Here is a 17,166-nt window from a genome sequence, read left to right as displayed (position 1 = left end):
ATCGCTACTCGCTACGACAAGACCGCCGAGTCCTACCAAGCCGCCGTCACCCTCGCATCGCTCCTGATGTGGGCGTGACATTTGAAGACAACTCCTAGGGGGCCCTACGGGGCCCATTTTTGCGCTCGGGTTCTTAGCAAGTGGCGTTCTTGTTCGTTCTGGGTCAGTTCTGACGCTCTTCGGAATTCTGCTGCTGCCTCCTTTGTGCGGCCCAGGCGGAGGAGGAGGTCGCCTCTCACGCTGGGGAGCAAGTGGTAGTCCCGCAGGGCCGGTTCGGCTGTCAGGGTGTCGATGATCCGGAGGGCGGCGGCCGGGCCCTCGGCCATCGAGACCGCCACCGCTCGGTTCAACTCCACCACCGGGGACGGGGACCGTACGGCCAGGGCCGCGTACAGGGCGGCGATGCGGGGCCAGTCCGTGGCGTCGTAGGAGTCGGCGTGGGCGTGGCAGGCGGCGATGGTGGCCTGGAGGACGTACGGGCCCGGGCCCGACGTGGTGGTCGTGGCGCCGGTCGCTTCCGCTCGGGCCAGGGCTGTGAAGCCGCGGGCGATCAGCATGCGGTTCCAGCGGGAACGGTTCTGGTCCCTGAGGAGCACCGGCTCGCCGGTCGGGCCCGTGCGGGCCGCCGATCGGGACGCCTGTAGCTCCAACAGGGCCGTCAACGCGTGCACTTCGGGTTCCTTGGGCATCAGGGCCGACAGCACGCGGGCGAGGCGCAGGGCGTCCTCGCAGAGGGCGGGGCGAAGCCAGTCGTCGCCGGCTGTGGCCGCGTAACCCTCGTTGAAGATCAGGTAGATGACCTCCAGCACCGAGCCGAGTCGGGCCTCGCGCTGTGGGCCGTACGGGACCTCGAAGGCGACGTTCTTCGTCGCGAGGGTTCGTTTGGCGCGGACGATGCGCTGGGCGACCGTCGCCTCGGGGACCAGGAAGGCGCGGGCGATCTCGGGGGTGGTCAGGCCGCCGAGGAGACGGAGGGTGAGGGCGATACGGGCCTCGGCGGACAGGACCGGGTGGCAGGCGGTGAAGACGAGGCGCAGCAGGTCGTCGTCGATGTCGTCGGGGGCGGATGGCTCCACCGGCAGGACGGTCGTCTCCAGGGTTCGGCCGATCTCCGTCAGTTTGCGGGCGTACGTCTCTCGGCGGCGGACCAGGTCGACGGCGCGGTGCTTGGCGGTGGCCATCAGCCAGGCGCCCGGGTTGTCGGGGACGCCGTCTCGGGGCCACTGTTCGAGAGCGGCGACCAGGGCGTCCTGGGCCAGTTCCTCGGCGATTCCTATGTCCCGGACGGTGCGGGTGACGGCCGCGATGATGCGGGGGGACTCGAGGCGGAAGACCGTCTCTACGGATCGCTCGGTCATGGAGTCGGAGTCGGAGGTGGGCTGCTGGGTCACAGCCCACCATCAGACACCGTCGGCGACGATCGGCCAAGGAAGCCGGGAGTGCGGGCAGCGCGGGGAACGCGGCGAGCAGAGCGGCTTCGCTCAGCCCTCCGCGATCTCCCGTACCTCGCAGGTGACCGTCCAGTGCTCCTCGTGGACCTTCAGGAAGCGCTTGGTCCACTCCAGGGCCTCGGCCTTGTCCTTGCACTGCATGATCGCGTAGCCGCCGACGATCTCCTTGGACTCGGTGAAGGGGCCGTCGGTGACGGAGAGTTTGCCGTCCTGCCAGTGCACACGGGTGCCCTGCGCGGTGGGGGTGAGGCCGGCCGTGTCGAGCATCACGCCGGCCTTGGTGATCTCCTCGATCAGCTCGCCCATGCGCTGCATCAGCTCGGGACTGGGGCCCTCGGCGGGGGCGGTGGCTTCGTCGATCTTCACGAGGGAGAGGTAGCGGGGCATCGGGTTCCTCCTTGGGCGGGGCCCGGTTCCTTCCGGGCTCTCACCTGTGCGTCGAACGGGGAGGACCGGGATCGACACGGCTGCGGAAATTTCTTCGGGAAATTTTCCCGGAAGGCGTTTCCGCAGGTCAGAGGCGCCCCATCAACGCAAGGTCGCCCACAGGTCCGCCGCCTCCGGTTCCTGGGCGACCACCCGGTTGGCGTCGGACGCCGCCGTCACCACCGGCATCGTCACCGTCGTCAACTGGTCCGCCGACAGGCCCTGCACGCTCTCGCCCAGGCTCATCAGCTCGCTGAGCGAGTTCAGGCCGGTGTCCGTGGTCAGACTGGCCGTGGCCACGTCGGCGACCTTGTACAGCTTGGTCGGGCTGGTCAGCAGGTTCGTCGAGGAGATCTGCTGGAGGAGGGCCTTGACCAGGGTCTGCTGGAGGCCTATTCGGCCCAGGTCGCTGCCGTCGCCGATGCCGTGTCTGGTGCGGGCGAGAGCGAGGGCCTTGGTGCCGTCGAGGTGGTGTTCGCCCGCCTTCAGGTCGAGGTGGCTGTCCTCGTCGTGGATGTCCTCGGTCGTGGTGACCGTCACTCCGCCCAACGCGTCCACCAGGTCGGCGAAGCCGGCGAAGTCGACCTCCAGGTAGTGGTCCATGCGGACGTTCGTCATCGCCTCCACGGTCTTGACCGCGCAGACCGGGCCACCGACCGAGTACGCCGTGTTGAACATGACGCCGTACGCCTCCGCCGTCGAACCCCCGTCCGACAGAGGGCAGGAGGGGCGCGTGACCAGCGTGTCGCGCGGGATGCTCACGATCGTCGCCTTCGTGCGGCCCGCGTCCAGGTGGACGACCATCGCCGTGTCGGACCGCGCGCCCTCGCTGCTGCCGCCACCGAGCGCCTGGTTCCGCTTGCCGCTGCGCGAGTCCGAGCCCAGGACCAGGATGTTCAGCGCCTCGCTCGGCAGGGGTGTCGCCGAGGCGGACACCCCTGCCGAGGGCAGCGACTTCGTCTTCGCCGGGCGGTTGTCGCCCAGCGCGCTGTCGATGTCGACGCTCTTGATGTTGTCGTTCAGATGCCAGTAGGCGTAACCGGCGCCCCCGGCGGCGAGCACCAGGGTGCCGGCCAGGGTGAAACCGACGGCCTTCAGCCAGCGCGACGACCGTCGGCCCGGCTGCCGGCCCACCTGTCTTTCCGCGCCCCCGTCGTCGCCCGACGTCTGTTCCTCGTCTCCCGTCACAGGGAGGAACGTACGTCCGAATTATTACGCGCAGGGGCGCATGCCCGGCATTCTTCGGAAAATCTCACACTTCTCAGGTCGGGATCACCCTTCGACCTGGGCCTCAGCCCAGCGTGACCGTCGGTACGGCGTTGCTCCCGCTCCAGGTCCCGTTGAAGCCGAAACTCACCGAGCCGCCGCTCGGCACCGGCCCGTTGTAGGAGGCGTTCACGCAGGTCACCGCCGCCCCCGCCTGGGTGCAGGTCGCGTTCCAGGCCTGCGTGATCTGCTGACCCGCGCCGTACGTCCAGCTCACCTTCCACGACGACAGCGAGCGGCCCGCGGAACAGGCGATCGTCACCTGCCCGGTGAACCCGGTGTTCCACTGGCTCGGGATGCTGTACGTCGCCGTGCAGCCCTCCGTCGACGGGGTGCCGCCGAACGACTGGGCGATGGCGTAGTACGCCGGTTTCGGGGCGAAGCTCTCGGTGTACGGGGTCGCCGCGCCGTATCCGTCGAACACGTCCGGGATCCACGAGTCGGAGTCGGTGAAGCCCCAGACGGTCACACCGACGCACCGGGTCACGGCCACACATGCGCCCATGACGGCCTTGTAGTCGGCCGCCTGCTGGGTCAACTTGGCTTCTGTGGCGGGGAGTTGCATACGGATGTCCAGTTCCGTGATCGCCACGTCGACGCCCAGATCGGCGAACCGCTGGATGTTCTGCTGGAGGGTCGAGGGGTACTGACCGAGGATCAGGTGAGCCTGCAGGCCCACTCCGTCGATCGGGATCCCGCGCTCCTTGAGGGACTTGACCAGGTTGTAGAGGGCCGTGCTCTTCGCGTTGACGCCCTCGACGTTGTAGTCGTTGATGTAGAGCTTCGCCGTCGGGTCGGCTGCCCGCGCCCAGGTCAGGGCCTGCGCGATGTAGTCGGTGCCGAGGTTGTTCGACCAGAGCGTCGAGCGGTAGGTGCCGTCCTCGTTGAAGGGCTCGTTCACCACGTCCCAGGCCGCCAACTTGCCCTTGTAGCGCGTGACTTCGGTGGTGATGTGGTCCTGGAGGATGGTGCTGAGCTGGGCCGGAGTCCAGGTGCCGTTCGCCAGCCAGCCGGGGTTCTGGCTGTGCCAGACCAGGGTGTGGCCGCGTACCTGTTGGTTGTGGGCCTGGGCGAAGGCGACGATCTGGTCGGCCTCGGTCCAGTTGTAGGAGCCGCGGGTGGGCTCCACCGACTCCCACTTCATGGCGTTGCCGGGGGTGAGGGAGTTGAACTGGGTGCCGGCCAGGTCGCCGTACGTGCCGGTGAGTTTGGAGCCGGTGACGGCGGTGCCTATGACTTTGCCCTTGGTGGTGGCGAGGTCGCGTAGTGGGGGGTCTGCCGCGGTTGCCGTTCCGGTGAGGGTGAGGGTGAGGGTGAGGAGGAGGGTGGCGGTGGTGGCTGCGGCGGTTAGGAGGGTCGTCCAGCGGGTGCGGGGGGCTGTTCTGGAGGGGCTCATTGCGGGTGCCTCCGAAAGTTTCGGCTGTTCAACCGATTGACTTCGGTGCAGTGTGGGGGGACTTGGGTTGCGCGTCAATACGGTTGGGCAACTGGGGGTCGGTGGGTCGCTGCGGGGGCGTTGTGGATTTTTGCGCAGTTCCCCGCGCCCCCGATCAGGACCGTGGAACGCTGCAGGTGCGTCGTGGGTTTTTGCGCAGTTCCCCGCGCCCCCGATCAGGACCGTGGAACGCTGCAGGTGCGTCGTGGGTTTTCGCGCAGTTCCCCGCGCCCCTGATCTGGGCCATGGGTCGCTGCGGGGGTGTTGTGGGTTTTCGCGCAGTTCCCCGCGCCCCTGATCAGGACCGTGGAACGCTGCAGGTGCGTCGTGGGTTTTCGCGCAGTTCCCCGCGTCCCTGATCTGGGCCGTGGGTCGCTGCGGGGGTGTTGTGGCTTGGCGGGCGGTTTCTTGTGTTCCTAGGCGGGCTGTCGCTCTGGCTGCTGGGCAGGTGGTGCTGTGCTGTTGCGGATTACCAGGCTTGTTGCCAGTTCTACCCTTGTCGCTCCTGAGGTGCCGTCCTCGCGGCCCAGGTTCAGGACCAGTTTGGCTGCCGTTTCCGCCATTTCCATCAGGGGCTGGCGGACTGTTGTGAGTGGGGGGCCTACCCAGCGGGCGATCGGCAGGTCGTCGAAGCCGACGATGCTGAGGTCCTCGGGGACGCGCAGACCGAGTTCGCGGGCGGCCTCGTACAGACCGAGGGCCTGGAGGTCGTTGCCGGCGAAGACGGCGGTGGGGCGGTTCGGGGAGCGGAGGAGTTCGAGGCCGGCTCGGTAGCCGGTCTCGTGGTGGAAGTCGCCGACCTTGAGGAGGGCGGGGTCGACCGGGAGGCCCGCCGTTTCCAGGGCCGCTCGGTAGCCGTCCACGCGGGCGCGGCTGCACATCATGCGGGACGGGCCGCTGATCGACGCGATGCGGGTGTGGCCGAGTTCCACCAGGTGGCGGGTGGCCGCCAGGCCGCCCTGCCAGTTGGTCGCGCCGACCGAGGGCACGTCGTCGCCGGGGTCGCCCGCCGGGTCCATCACCACGAACGGGATGGAGCGGCTGGTCAGCAGCGCCCGCTGGGACTCGTCGAGGCCCGAGAGGACGAGGATCACACCGTGCGGGCGGCGCGCCGCGACCTGGTCGGCCCAGGTGCGGCCCGGGGTGAGGCGGCCCGCGCTCTCGGAGAGGACGACGCTCAGCCCCTCCTCCCGCGCCGCGTTCTCCACCCCCCGGATGACCTCCATCGCCCACGCGCTCTCGAACTCGTGGAAGACCAGGTCGATCAGCGGGGAGCGGGTCGCCTCCGCGCGGCGGCGACGGTAGCCGTAGGCCCGCAGCAGGTCCTCGACGCGGGTCCGGGTCGCGGGGGCGACATCGGCACGGCCGTTGAGCACCTTCGAAACAGTCGGAGCGGAGACGCCTGCCTCGCGGGCGATCTCGGCGAGCGTCGCGGTCTGCGTGGACTGCGGTGTCGTCTGCGATTCAGCGGGTTTCGAGGGTCTCATGGCGGCGATCGTATCCCTGCGCGACCCCTTGACGAAGACCCTGTCCCACCATAAGTTCCCGGAACATTCGAAGTACCACCCGAAAGATTCGTACAGAGACTCGTTCAGGTTTCGTTCAGAACATTCGCGAGAGGTGCTGTCATGGAGTCGAACAGAGGGCGGTCCGCCCGGCCCGCCGGTACGGCGTTCAGCAGGCGCTGGGTGCTCGGCGCCGGCGCGTCCGCCCTGCTCACCACCGGCCTCAGCGCCTGCGGCTCGGGTGAGGGTTCGGGCGGTGGCGGGGACACGGTCACCGCGTTCGTCTACGGGGACGACGCCGTGAAGGTGCAGGCCGCGGCCGTCGCGCGGTTCAACAAGTCGGCCGCCAGCAGGACGGCCAAGGGCAAGGTCAAGCTGGAGAAGATTCCGGGCTCGGACTACTCGGCGAAGCTGCGCACGGCAATGGGCTCGCCCAGCGCCCCGGACGTCTTCTTCAACTGGGGCGGCGGCTCCATCAAGGCGTACCAGGAGGCCGACAAGATCGTCGACCTGACCGACGTCATCGAGAACGACCCGGTGCTGAAGAGCGGCTTCCTGCCCTCCGTGCTCGCCGCCGGTGACCTGGCCGGCCGGCACTACGGGATACCGATGCGCGGGATGCAGCCGGTGATCCTCTTCTACAACAAGGCGGTGTTCGCCGAGCAGAAGCTCCAACCGCCCACCACCTGGGACCAGTTGCTCGACATCAACAGCAAGCTGAAGAAGGCCGGCATCACCCCGTTCGCCCTCGGCGGCTCCGACCTCTGGCCCGAACTGATGTGGCTGGAGTACCTGGTGGACCGTATCGGCGGCCCCGAGGTCTTCAAGCGCATCCAGAACGGCGACGCGGAGGGCTGGGGCGATCCGGCGGTACTGAAGGCCGCCGAGATGGTGAAGGGACTCGTCGACGACGGCGCCTTCGGTTCCAAGTTCACCTCCGTGTCGTACGTCAACGGCGGTGCTCCGGCGGTGTTCGCCAAGGGCAAGGCGGCGATGCATCTGATGGGCTCGTGGGAGTACTCGACGCAGCTCGGCAAGTTCCCCGACTTCGCCAGGTCGAACCTGGGCTGGGCGGCTTTCCCGAAGATCGAGGACGGTGCCGGCGACGTCCGCAACGTCGTCGGCAACCCCACCAACTACTGGTCGATCAACCCTCGTACGCGGAACAAGGACGCGGCGATCGCCTTCCTCAAGGACTGCGCGTCCGAGGCGTACGCGAAGGACCTGGTCGCCCTCGGCGACGTACCGACCACCTCGAACGCGGCGGCGCTGCTGTCCTCCGCGCCCAACCCGGAGTACGCGAAGTTCCAGTACGAGATGGTCCAGCAGGCGCCCGCCTTCACGCTCTCCTGGGACCAGGCGCTCGGCGACGAGCTGGGCACGAAGATGCACACGGAGATCGGGAAGCTCTTCACGGGCAAGTCGAAGCCCAGTGAGTTCGTGTCGGCCTGCAAGGAGTTGAAGTGAGCTCGACGGTCACTTCTGGGGGCGGAAGCCCGGTGAAGGCGCGGGCCGGGCGGCCGAATGCCGTCTGGGCGCTTCCCGCGGTCCTCTTCTTCACCTTCTTCGCGGTCGTCCCGATGTGCCTCGCCTTCTATCTCTCCTTCACCAAGTGGGACGGCCTCGGCGACCCGAAGCCGGTGGGTCTCGCCAACTGGCAGAAACTGCTGGACGATCCGCGGCTGACGCAGTCACTCACACTCACCGTCCTTCTCACCGCGGCGAGTTGGGCGTTCCAGACCGTCGTGGCGCTGCTGCTCGGCGTGTGGGCGGCGGGACGGCAGCGTAACCGGGCCGTCCTCTCGGCGATCTTCTTCGTCCCGTTCCTGCTCTCCTCGACCGCCATCTCGGTCCTCTTCTACGCCCTGCTCGACCCGAACTTCGGCATCATCCAGAAGGACACCCTCGGCTCGTCCAGCGGCGCGTTCCTCGCGATCGTGTTCGTCGGCGGCTGGCAGTTCATCCCGTTCCACACGCTGATCTACCAGGGCGGGGCCCGCCAGATCCCCGAGGTCCTCTATCAGGCGGCGGCGATCGACGGCGCGGGCCGCTACCGCCAGTTCTTCTCGATCACGCTGCCGCAGCTTCGGCACACGATCACCACGTCGACCGTGCTGATCGTCGTCGGCTCGCTCACGTACTTCGAGACCGTCCTGATCCTGACGAAGGGCGGCCCGGGCACGGACACGGCGATCCTGCCGTACCTGATGTACGAGGCGGGCTTCAAGAGTTATGACTTCGGCTACGCGAGCGCCATCGCGTCCTCGCTCGTGCTGGCCGCGACCGGCCTGTCCCTGGTCCTCATCCGGCTGACCGGCTTCGGCGGCATGCGCAGTACGCGTGAAGGGATGTGACGGAGTGTCACACGACACGCTTCCCCGTCCCACGACGACCGACAAGCGCCCGGACCGGCCGCGGACCGAGGCTCACCGCCGGCGCGGGCACTGGTCGAGGCGCGCCAACCCGCTGGCGGGTCTGGGTTCGGTCGTCTGGCTGGTGATCGTCCTCGTGCCGATCTACGCCATGCTGTCGGCCTCGCTCACCGGACCCGACAAGGCGCTCACCGGCAACCCCCTGAAACCGCCCACCGATCCGACCCTCGACAACTACAACACCGTTCTCCACTCCGGCTTCTGGCATCTGCTGAGCAACACCGTGATCGTCGCGGTGACGGTCGTGGTCATCGTCCTCGGGCTCTGTGTCCCGCTGGCGTACGTGGCCGTGCGCACCCGCACCCGCTGGTCGGGGGCGGCCTTCCGGCTGTTCCTGCTCGGGGTGGCTATCCCGGCCCAGGCGGTGGTGGTCCCGCTCTATCTCCTCATCGCCAAACTCGACCTGTACGACAGTCTGTTGGCGGTGATCCTGCCGACGGCGGCCTTCGCGATGCCGGTTTCGGTGCTGGTCCTCACCGGCACCCTGCGGGACATCTCGGAGGACCTGTACGAGGCGATGGCCCTCGACGGCGCCTCCCCCGTCCGCATGCTGTTCCAGCTGACCGTCCCCCTGGCCAAGGGCGGCATCAGCACCGTCGTGATCTACGCGGCCCTGCAGGCCTGGAACGGCTTCCTCTTCCCGCTGATCTTCACCCAGTCCGACGAACCCCGCGTGCTCACCCTCGGCCTCTTCAACTTCGTGAGCCAGTTCGGCGTGAACATCCCCGCCCTGCTCGCGTCGGTCGTCCTCTCCGGCATCCCGATCTTCGCCGTCTACCTGGTGGCCCGGCGGGCACTGATCGGCGGCCTGATGGGGGTGGGGGGCAAATGAGCACCGGCGGCGACGCAGACACCGAACTCGCAGACTCTGACAGGAGTTCCATGACGACCGCCCCCTGGCGTGACCGCGCCCTGTCCGCCGACGACCGCGTCGACGACCTGCTCTCCCGGATGACCCTGGAGGAGAAGACCGCCCAGCTGTACGGCGTCTGGGTGGGCGCCTCGACGGACGGCCACGGGGTCGCACCGCACCAGCACGACCTGACCGCCGACTACCAGTGGGACGAGCTGATCACCCAGGGTCTCGGCCAGCTCACACGCCCCTTCGGTACGGCCCCCGTGGACCCGACGCTGGGCGCGCAGGCGCTGGCCCGCGCCCAGCGTCGGATCGTCGGGGCGGGCCGCTTCGGTATCCCGGCGCTGGCCCACGAGGAGTGCCTGGCGGGCTTCACGGCCTGGCGCGCGACCGCCTACCCGGTCCCGCTGGCCTGGGGTGCCACCTTCCACCCCGAGCTGGTGGAGGAGATGGCGGCCCGTATCGGCCACGACCTCGCCTCGGTCGGCGTACACCAGGGTCTCGCCCCGGTCCTGGACGTCGTACGGGATTCGCGCTGGGGTCGGGTGGAGGAGACGATCGGCGAGGACCCGTACCTGGTGGGGACGATCGGGTCGGCGTATGTGCGGGGTCTGGAGTCGGCGGGGATCATCGCCACGCTGAAGCACTTCGCGGGGTACGCGGGCTCGGTCGGCGCCCGCAATCTGGCGCCGGTACGGGCGGGATCCCGGGAGTTCGCGGACCTGACGCTTCCCCCGTTCGAGATGGCACTGCGCGACGGCGGGGCGCGCTCCGTGATGGCCGCCTACACGGAGACGGACGGTGTCCCGGCCTCCGCCGACCCCTACCTCCTCACCCAACTCCTGCGCGAGGAATGGGGGTTCACCGGAACGGTGGTCTCGGACTACTTCGGCATCGCCTTCCTGCAGTCCCTGCACCGGATCGCCGGTACCCCGGCCGAGGCGGGCCACGCCGCCCTGGCCGCCGGTATCGACGTCGAACTGCCGTCGTTCGGGAGCTACGGCGAGGCGCTGGTGACGGCCGTACGGGCGGGCGAGGTCCCGGAGTCGCTGGTGGACCGGGCGGCGCGGCGGGTGCTGACGCAGAAGTGCGAACTGGGGCTGCTGGACGAGGACTGGCGGCCCGAGCCGGCGGACGGGCCCGTCGATCTGGACTCGGCCGGGAACAGGGCGCTGGCCCGCCGGCTCGCGGAGGAGTCGGTGGTGCTGCTCGGCAACCCGGACGGGCTGCTCCCGCTGGCCCCGGACACCCGGATCGCGGTCGTCGGGCCACGGGCGGCGGACTCGCTGGCGATGCTGGGTTGCTACTCGTTCCCCTCGCATGTCCTGCCCAACCATCCCGAGACTCCGCTCGGCATCGACATCCCCACGCTCCTGGAGTCCCTGCGCACCGAACTCCCCGACGCCAAGGTGACGTTCGCCGAGGGCTGCGACACGTCGGGGCCGGACGTCTCGGGCTTCGAGGAGGCGGTGGCCAAGGCCGCCGAGGCGGATGTGTGCGTGGCGGTGATGGGCGACCGCGCGGGCCTGTTCGGCGGGGGCACCTCGGGCGAGGGCTGCGATGTGGCCGAGCTGCAACTGCCGGGCGTACAGGCTGAGTTGCTGGACGCGCTGGTGTCGACGGGGGTGCCGGTGGTGCTCGTGCTGCTCAGCGGGCGCCCGTACGCGCTGGGGCGCTGGCACGGCCGGCTGGCTTCGGTGGTCCAGGCGTTCTTCCCCGGGGAGGAGGGCGGTCCGGCGGTCGCGGGAGTGCTGTCGGGCCGCGTCAACCCCTCGGGCCGGCTGCCGGTGAGCGTGCCCAGGGAGCGCGGGGGCCAGCCGTGGACGTACCTCCAGCCGCCGCTGGGCCTGGCGGGCGGGGTGAGCAGCCTGGACCCGACCCCGCTGTACCCGTTCGGGCACGGGCTCTCCTACACCTCGTTCACCTGGGAGGACTTCACGGAGGGTGGTCCGGCGGAGATCGGCACGGACGGTTCGTACGAGGTGTCGGTGACCGTCCGCAACACCGGTGCGCGGGCCGGGGCGGAGGTCGTCCAGCTGTATCTGCACGACCCGGTGGCGTCGGTGACCCGGCCCGACGTTCGCCTGATCGGTTACGAGCGGCTGGAGTTGGCGCCCGGGGCCGCGAGCCGCGTCACGTTCCGCTTCCACGCGGACCTGTCGGCGTTCACCGACCGGGCGGGACGCCGGGTCGTCGAACCGGGCGTGCTCGAGCTGCGGCTCGGGGCGTCCAGTGCGGACGTGCGGCACGCGGCCCGGGTGCGACTGGTGGGCTCAACAAGGGAGTTGGGGGCGGATCGGCGGATGCGGTGCGGGACGTCGACCGACCCGGTGGGGTAGCCCCGCCCGGTCGCCTCACGGGACGGCGGGGCCGCTCAGGTAGCGGCCCCGCGTGTCGTAGGGCCAGGGGTTGGACACACAGCCCTTGAGGCCGTCGATCTGCTGCATCATCGCGGGCGCGGGGCGGCCGGGACCCGGGCAGGTCTCGTGGCCGCGGCCCAGCCAGTGGCCGACCTCGTGGTTGACGATGAGGGCGCGGTACTCGACCGGCGGTCCGTCGAACTCGGGCGAACCCAGCTGCCAGCGCTTGAGGTTGATCACGACGTCGGCACCCGTACGGCAGTTGACCTCGCCCTTGTGATCCGCCTGCCGCACGTCGCACAGCTTGTCGGTGGTGGCCGCGGTGGCGACACGGAACGTCAACTCGGCTTCCGGTCCGGTGACTTGACGGAACCTGGCACCCGCTCGGCCCCAGCCGCGCCGGTCGCCGAGGATGACGCCGATCTGGCGTGCGGCGTCCGCCGGGTCGACACCCGCGCCGTCCTCGACCTGGACGCGGAACGGGGTTCCCGAGGCGGGCCCGGTGACGGTGAGCGGGGCCGTTTCGAAGGTGCCGGGGCCGGATGCGGGGATCGCGGGCTGCGAGGAGGATCCGGACCCGGCGCCCTTGCCCGGCCCCTTCCCCGACCCGGAAGTGCCTTTGCCGCCCGGGGACTTGGGTGACCCGGACGGCTCGGGGGCCGCGCCGGCGGTGGAGTCGTCCGGGGGCCGGCTCGTACCGTCCGCCCCCGCACCCGGGGTGGGCTGGGCCGGTGTCCGGGCCGCCTCCGGGGAGCGGGACCGGGACGCGGTGTCCGGCAGCAGACGGGGCAGGAGCACCGGCACGGCCGCAGTACCGAGCGCGGCGAGGCAGACCGTGGCGCCGATCGCCCCGATCCGGGTCCGGCGCCTGCGCCGTCGCCGTAACGCGGTCAGTCGGCGCGAACCACGTATGGCACGTCGTTGCTCAGTCATCGGGGGAACCGCCTGTCTCGTTCTGGAGCGCACATGCCGCACAGGCACACATGCCTCATACGCATCACGCCCCTCACACGCCTCACAGGTTTCTGTCTCACCTGTTCTTGAGCGTGCTCGGGGCGAAAAGGTTGAAGGGGTTCGGGAAATTTCTCGTGGGCGTCGGGTTGCGGCCGGGTCGGCGGCCCTGTCGGCCGCTCGTGGGCTCAGCCGAAGCGGCCCGCCACGTAGTCCGCCGTGCGCTGGTCCGTCGGGTTGCCGAAGACGGCGTCGGTGGACCCGTGTTCGACGATGCCGCCGGGTGTCCCCTGCTCGGCGAGGAAGAACGCGCACTGCTGGGAGACGCGGGCGGCCTGCTGCATGTTGTGGGTGACGATCACGACGGTGACCTCGCCGGCGAGTTCGTGGATCGTCTCCTCGACGCGGCGGGTGGAGGTGGGGTCGAGGGCGGAGCACGGTTCGTCCATGAGGAGGACCCGGGGGCGTACGGCCAGTGCGCGGGCGATGCACAGGCGCTGCTGCTGGCCGCCGGAGAGCGCGCCGCCCGGCTGCCGGAGCCGGTCGCGGACCTCCTTCCAGAGGCCCGCCCGGGTCAGTGACTCCTCCACCAGCTCGTCCTTCGCGCGGCGGCCCGTGCGCGTCCCTGTAAGGCGCAGGCCGGCCACCACGTTGTCGTAGATCGACATGGCGGGGAACGGGTTCGGCTTCTGGAAGACCATGCCGATGCGGCGGCGCGCGTCGGTGAGCCGCCGGGAGGGGTCGTAGATGTCCTCGCCGTCGAGGAGCACCTCGCCCGCCAGTGCCGCCGCCGGGATCATCTCGTGCATCCGGTTGAGCGTGCGCAGGAACGTCGACTTGCCGCAGCCGGAGGGGCCGATGAGCGCGGTGACCTGCCCGGCGGGCATGGTGAGGGAGACCCGGCTGAGCACCTGGTGGCTGCCGAACCAGGCCGACACCGCCCGGGCTTCGAGCATCGCCGGCACGGTCGTCGCGGCGCCGGTGGCAGCACCGGCCGGGACCGGGGCCGGGGTGGCGGGCAGGACGATCGTGTCGGTCAGGGAGTCGGTCACGGCGGGTACCTCGGGTCTCGGAAGTCGGGGCGCGGCGAAGGGCGCGGCGGGGTTGGAGCTGCTCGCCAAGGAGTGCATATAAGGCCGGATTAGCTCGATCGTGTGATCGTTCGCGTGCGGGCTTGTGGTGGTCTGGGCTGTTCGGGTTAACGTGATCGTGCGACCTGGGACACCGGGTACGGCGCCAGCGTGCGGGGCCCCTGCTCCACCAGAGGATGGTTCAGGGCCTCCCCGCCGCCCCCTGGCCGTACCCAACTGCCCAGGCCGCATAGGGAACTGGCCTCCCGGGCAAGGACCACGCACAGGATGCGTGTCGCCACCCGGGGTCGAGTACGCCGGGGACCAGCTCGCCCAAGACCGTTCGGGGCGCGCGGCTGAACGGACTCACTCCCGCTCAGTCCACAGGAACGGTTCACAGCAGGTTCGGCAGCAGCTCGGTGGTGTGGGTGGCGACCTGGAGGCCCAGGACGGCGACGACCGGGGCGAAGACGATCCAGGTCTGGTGGCGGCCCCAGCGGTGCCAGGTCCACACCGCGGCGACCGCCACGAGCAGCAGGGCCTGCAGCCACATCACCAGCGGCCAGGGCACCCCGGAGGGCCGGGCGAGCGGCTCCTCGGCCCGCGGCAGGGTGCCGGAGCGGATGACGGCCGCCGGGGTCTGCGCCGGCGCGGACACCAGGTCGGCGTCGACGCGCAGGACACCGTCCGGCATGAAACGCGGGCCGGTGGCGGTGACCAGCACCAGGCGCCCCTTTCCGGCGGCGAGCGGTGCGGGCGCCGGATCACCGGCCCGTCGTACGCCGCTGACCTGGTACGTCGCCTTGCCCTGGCCGGTGACGACGGTGAACGTGTCTCCTGCGGTGAGATCGGCCAGCCGTCCGAAGGGGCCGCCGTAGGCCGCGGCCCGGCCCATCAGCACGCTGGTGCCGGCCTGTCCGGGCATCGGGGTGTCCCGGCGGTGACCGGGCCCGTCGGTCAGCACGGCGGAGTCGGTGCCCTCCAGGACGACCTGGGACATGCCCAGGGCGGGTACGTCGAGCAGCGCGACCGGCGTCCCCGGGGCGAGCAGGCTGCCCTGCTGGTCGACCTGGGCCACCGGGGCGGTGCCCTGGGCGAGTTGGTCGCGCAGCGCGTCGAACGCGGCCTGCTGGGCGCTGTGTTGCTGAATGCCGCTGACCAACAGCAGCTGTGCGGTGACTCCGAGCAGCAGGGCGGCGAGGCTGAGCAGGCCGCCCCGGGCGAGATGGCGGACGGCGGTGACACTCGCGACGCGCGTCCGTGCGGCGGACGCTGCCGGTGCGAGCGGGGTCTGTACGGCGACCGTCACGGCGGCCCGCCTCCTTCGCGGTTCAGGGGGTGTTCAGGGGGTTGGGGAGGGAGTCGGGGGACCGTGGCGGCGGTCCCCCGACGTGGTGGGGCGGGGATCAGGTGGACTTGACGACGAAGTTCGCGCCGTTCTTCGAGTTCACCGTGGTGGAGCCGACGTAGAAGACGTGCAGGGTGTGGCTGCCCTTGGCCAGGGCGGGCAGGGTGACGGTCACCTTGCCGGCGCTGAGAGTGCCGGTGGCGATGACGCGGGTGCCCTCCAGGACGCGGACCGTGCCGGCGGGGGTGGTGCCGGTCGCGGTGACCTTCACGGTGGCCTTGGCGCGGGCGGTGTGGCTGACCGAGGCCGGGGCGCTGGTGCCGACGGCCGGGGTCGCCTTGGTGACCTTGAGGGAGACGGTCGCCGAGGACGGGTTGAGCTTGGCGGCGCCCGCGTAGGACACGGTCAGCGTGTGCGTGGCCACCTTGAGGTGGTTCGACAGGCTGACGGTGACCTTGCCCGCGCTGCTGAGGGTGCCGGTGCCGAGGGTGGTGGCGCCCTCCTTGACGGTGACCTTGCCGGCGGGGACGACGCCGTGGCTGCCGGTCACGGTGACGGCGACCTTCGGGGCGACGCCGTACGCGGTGGTGGCGGCGGACGCCTTCGTGGTGCTGACGTACTTGACCGCGCCGGTCCAGGAGGCGGCGTCGCCGGTGCCGATCAGGTTGGCGGCGGCGACCGAGGCGGTGTACGTGCCGGTGGCGAGGCCCGAGAAGGTGAACGACGTGGTGGTGGCCGGGACGTCCTTGGTGGCCACGAGCGCGCCGTCGGCGCCGGTCAGCGTCACGCGGTAGTCGGTGACGGGCTGGGCCGGGGCGGGGCTGGGCGCGGTCCAGGCCAGCTTGACGCTCGCGTCGCCGGGGGTGGTCTTCAGGGTGGGCGCGGCGGGCGTCTTGGCTTCGAGACCGCTGATCTCCAGGCCGCCGACCTTGGCGTGCCTGGCCAGGTTGACCGAGCCGTTGTACGACTCGTTCACGAAGCCGAACTTGGCGATGACGGCCCCGGCGGCGTCGGAGGCGAGGGCCGCCTCGTGGGTGCCGCTGGTGACGAAGACGTCGTAGAGGTCCTTGTCGAAGAAGACGCTGCTCGGGTCGATCGCCCGGGTCGGGACGACGTTGTAGACGTCGCGGCCGAAGGTGGCGTTCTCGTAGTAGCCGCCGACCGGGGCGAGCTTGCCGTTGACCGTGGTGACCGGGCTGGTCGCGCCGGTGTCGCCGGGCAGTGTGACGCCGGCCAGGTGTGCGCCGGCGGCGACCGCGGTCTTGCTGTGGTCGGGGGCGATGCCGTTGTTCTGCGCGATCCAGCTGCCCACGGAGAACGGTACGAGGGTGCCGTCGGTGGTGAGCGCGGAGTCGGCCTGGTTCTCCTGGACGGTCGCGATGCTCGTGTCGACCGTGTTCTCGTTGAGGCCGATCGCCCCGAGGAAGAACTTGCGGGTGCCGGAGCCGCTCTGCGGGAGGACGGGGTGCACGGTCTGGCCGTTGACCTTGTGGTCGCTGCCGGCCGCGTAGACGTCGTGCAGCTGGTCGACCGTCAGGGTGTCGAGGCCGGAGCCGCGTACGGCGACACCGACCGCGTCCCGGGCGAACGGGATGTAGGTGAGCGCGGTGCCGGAGACGCTCGGGCCGCCCGAGGAGCGCGCGAAGTCGACCTGGCCCTTGACGGAGACGCCTGTCGCGTTGGGGAAGAGGTCGCCGGTGAGCGACATGCTGAGCGCGGTCCGGCCGGGCCCTGAGCCGTTGGGCCGGGTGAACGCCGTACCGCCGGAGCGGGTCTGGACGGTGGCGGAGCCGATCGCGTCGTACGAGGCGAGGCCCGCGCCGGCCGTCGACTTCACGGCGGTGTCGGCGTAGCTCTTGTCGTTGACGGTGTCACCGGCGAGGGCGTTCAGGACGTCCTGGGTGGTGTCGGAACCGACGCCCACGAGCTGGCGGAACGTTCCGGCGGGGGTGGGGTCGGCGGACGCCGGGCTCGCGAGAGCCAGCGTGCCGGACACCACGGCGGCGGCGACCATGGCCGCGGTGAGGCGCGTTCTGCGCATCGGGGTTCTCCTGTTGTACGTCGTG

General features: G+C 70.3%; 13 protein-coding genes. 4 read left to right on the top strand and 9 right to left on the bottom strand.

Annotated elements, in window-relative coordinates; all coding sequences use genetic code 11:
• Positions 1 to 104: 104 nt before the first annotated feature.
• From PV734_RS43015 to PV734_RS42995, 5 genes are all read right to left on the bottom strand, one after another.
• Entirely contained in the window at positions 105 to 1,391 is a 1,287-nt protein-coding gene (locus PV734_RS43015) for an RNA polymerase sigma factor (protein ID WP_415924366.1), read from the bottom strand.
• 90 nt (positions 1,392 to 1,481) lie between these two features.
• Positions 1,482 to 1,838, bottom strand: a complete 357-nt coding sequence (locus PV734_RS43010) for a YciI family protein (protein ID WP_319092515.1) — start codon at positions 1,836 to 1,838, stop codon at positions 1,482 to 1,484.
• Between the two features lie 141 nt (positions 1,839 to 1,979).
• The gene (locus tag PV734_RS43005; RefSeq protein ID WP_319092516.1) at positions 1,980 to 3,065 is read right to left on the bottom strand and encodes an LCP family protein; all 1,086 of its coding nucleotides are present in this window, start codon (positions 3,063 to 3,065) and stop codon (positions 1,980 to 1,982) included.
• 103 nt (positions 3,066 to 3,168) lie between these two features.
• The gene (locus PV734_RS43000; protein WP_319092517.1) at positions 3,169 to 4,539 is read right to left on the bottom strand and encodes an endo-1,4-beta-xylanase; all 1,371 of its coding nucleotides are present in this window, start codon (positions 4,537 to 4,539) and stop codon (positions 3,169 to 3,171) included.
• A 455-nt stretch (positions 4,540 to 4,994) separates the two neighbouring features.
• Complete coding sequence (locus tag PV734_RS42995; RefSeq protein WP_319092519.1) at positions 4,995 to 6,065, bottom strand: LacI family DNA-binding transcriptional regulator; 1,071 nt, start codon at positions 6,063 to 6,065, stop codon at positions 4,995 to 4,997.
• A 141-nt stretch (positions 6,066 to 6,206) separates the two neighbouring features.
• Between PV734_RS42995 and PV734_RS42990 the strand changes: the two genes are divergently transcribed.
• Genes PV734_RS42990 through PV734_RS42975 form a run of 4 tightly spaced genes read left to right on the top strand, consistent with a single transcriptional unit; the run spans position 6,207 to position 11,710 of the window.
• Entirely contained in the window at positions 6,207 to 7,550 is a 1,344-nt protein-coding gene (locus tag PV734_RS42990) for an ABC transporter substrate-binding protein (RefSeq protein WP_319092520.1), read from the top strand.
• Positions 7,547 to 8,437 carry a sugar ABC transporter permease gene (locus PV734_RS42985; protein WP_319092521.1) on the top strand — a complete coding sequence of 297 codons (891 nt, stop codon included), beginning with the start codon at positions 7,547 to 7,549 and terminating at the stop codon, positions 8,435 to 8,437. The genes PV734_RS42990 and PV734_RS42985 overlap by 4 nt, the downstream gene beginning before the upstream one ends.
• Before the next feature lie 4 nt (positions 8,438 to 8,441).
• Complete coding sequence (locus tag PV734_RS42980) at positions 8,442 to 9,347, top strand: carbohydrate ABC transporter permease (RefSeq protein ID WP_319294772.1); 906 nt, start codon at positions 8,442 to 8,444, stop codon at positions 9,345 to 9,347.
• 50 nt (positions 9,348 to 9,397) lie between these two features.
• Positions 9,398 to 11,710, top strand: coding sequence for a glycoside hydrolase family 3 N-terminal domain-containing protein (locus PV734_RS42975; protein WP_319092523.1), 2,313 nt, complete (start codon positions 9,398 to 9,400; stop codon positions 11,708 to 11,710).
• Between the two features lie 15 nt (positions 11,711 to 11,725).
• Here the strand turns inward: PV734_RS42975 and PV734_RS42970 are convergent, their stop codons facing one another.
• The 4 genes from PV734_RS42970 to PV734_RS42955 all read right to left on the bottom strand — a co-directional run bounded on the left by PV734_RS42970 (position 11,726) and on the right by PV734_RS42955 (position 17,141).
• Positions 11,726 to 12,664 carry a DUF3152 domain-containing protein gene (locus PV734_RS42970; RefSeq protein WP_319092524.1) on the bottom strand — a complete coding sequence of 313 codons (939 nt, stop codon included), beginning with the start codon at positions 12,662 to 12,664 and terminating at the stop codon, positions 11,726 to 11,728.
• 206 nt (positions 12,665 to 12,870) lie between these two features.
• Positions 12,871 to 13,647: a phosphate ABC transporter ATP-binding protein PstB gene (pstB, locus tag PV734_RS42965; protein WP_415924367.1), complete on the bottom strand. Its 777-nt coding sequence runs from the start codon at positions 13,645 to 13,647 to the stop codon at positions 12,871 to 12,873.
• A gap of 499 nt (positions 13,648 to 14,146) precedes the next feature.
• Positions 14,147 to 15,061 carry a sortase gene (locus PV734_RS42960; RefSeq protein ID WP_319294770.1) on the bottom strand — a complete coding sequence of 305 codons (915 nt, stop codon included), beginning with the start codon at positions 15,059 to 15,061 and terminating at the stop codon, positions 14,147 to 14,149.
• A gap of 97 nt (positions 15,062 to 15,158) precedes the next feature.
• Positions 15,159 to 17,141 carry an Ig-like domain repeat protein gene (locus tag PV734_RS42955; RefSeq protein WP_319294768.1) on the bottom strand — a complete coding sequence of 661 codons (1,983 nt, stop codon included), beginning with the start codon at positions 17,139 to 17,141 and terminating at the stop codon, positions 15,159 to 15,161.
• Positions 17,142 to 17,166: the final 25 nt, after the last annotated feature.

It is taken from the genome of Streptomyces sp. AK08-02 (assembly GCF_033795085.1).
Taxonomy (GTDB): Bacteria; Actinomycetota; Actinomycetes; order Streptomycetales; family Streptomycetaceae; genus Streptomyces; species Streptomyces echiniscabiei.
This window is presented reverse-complemented; position numbering and strand designations above follow the sequence as displayed.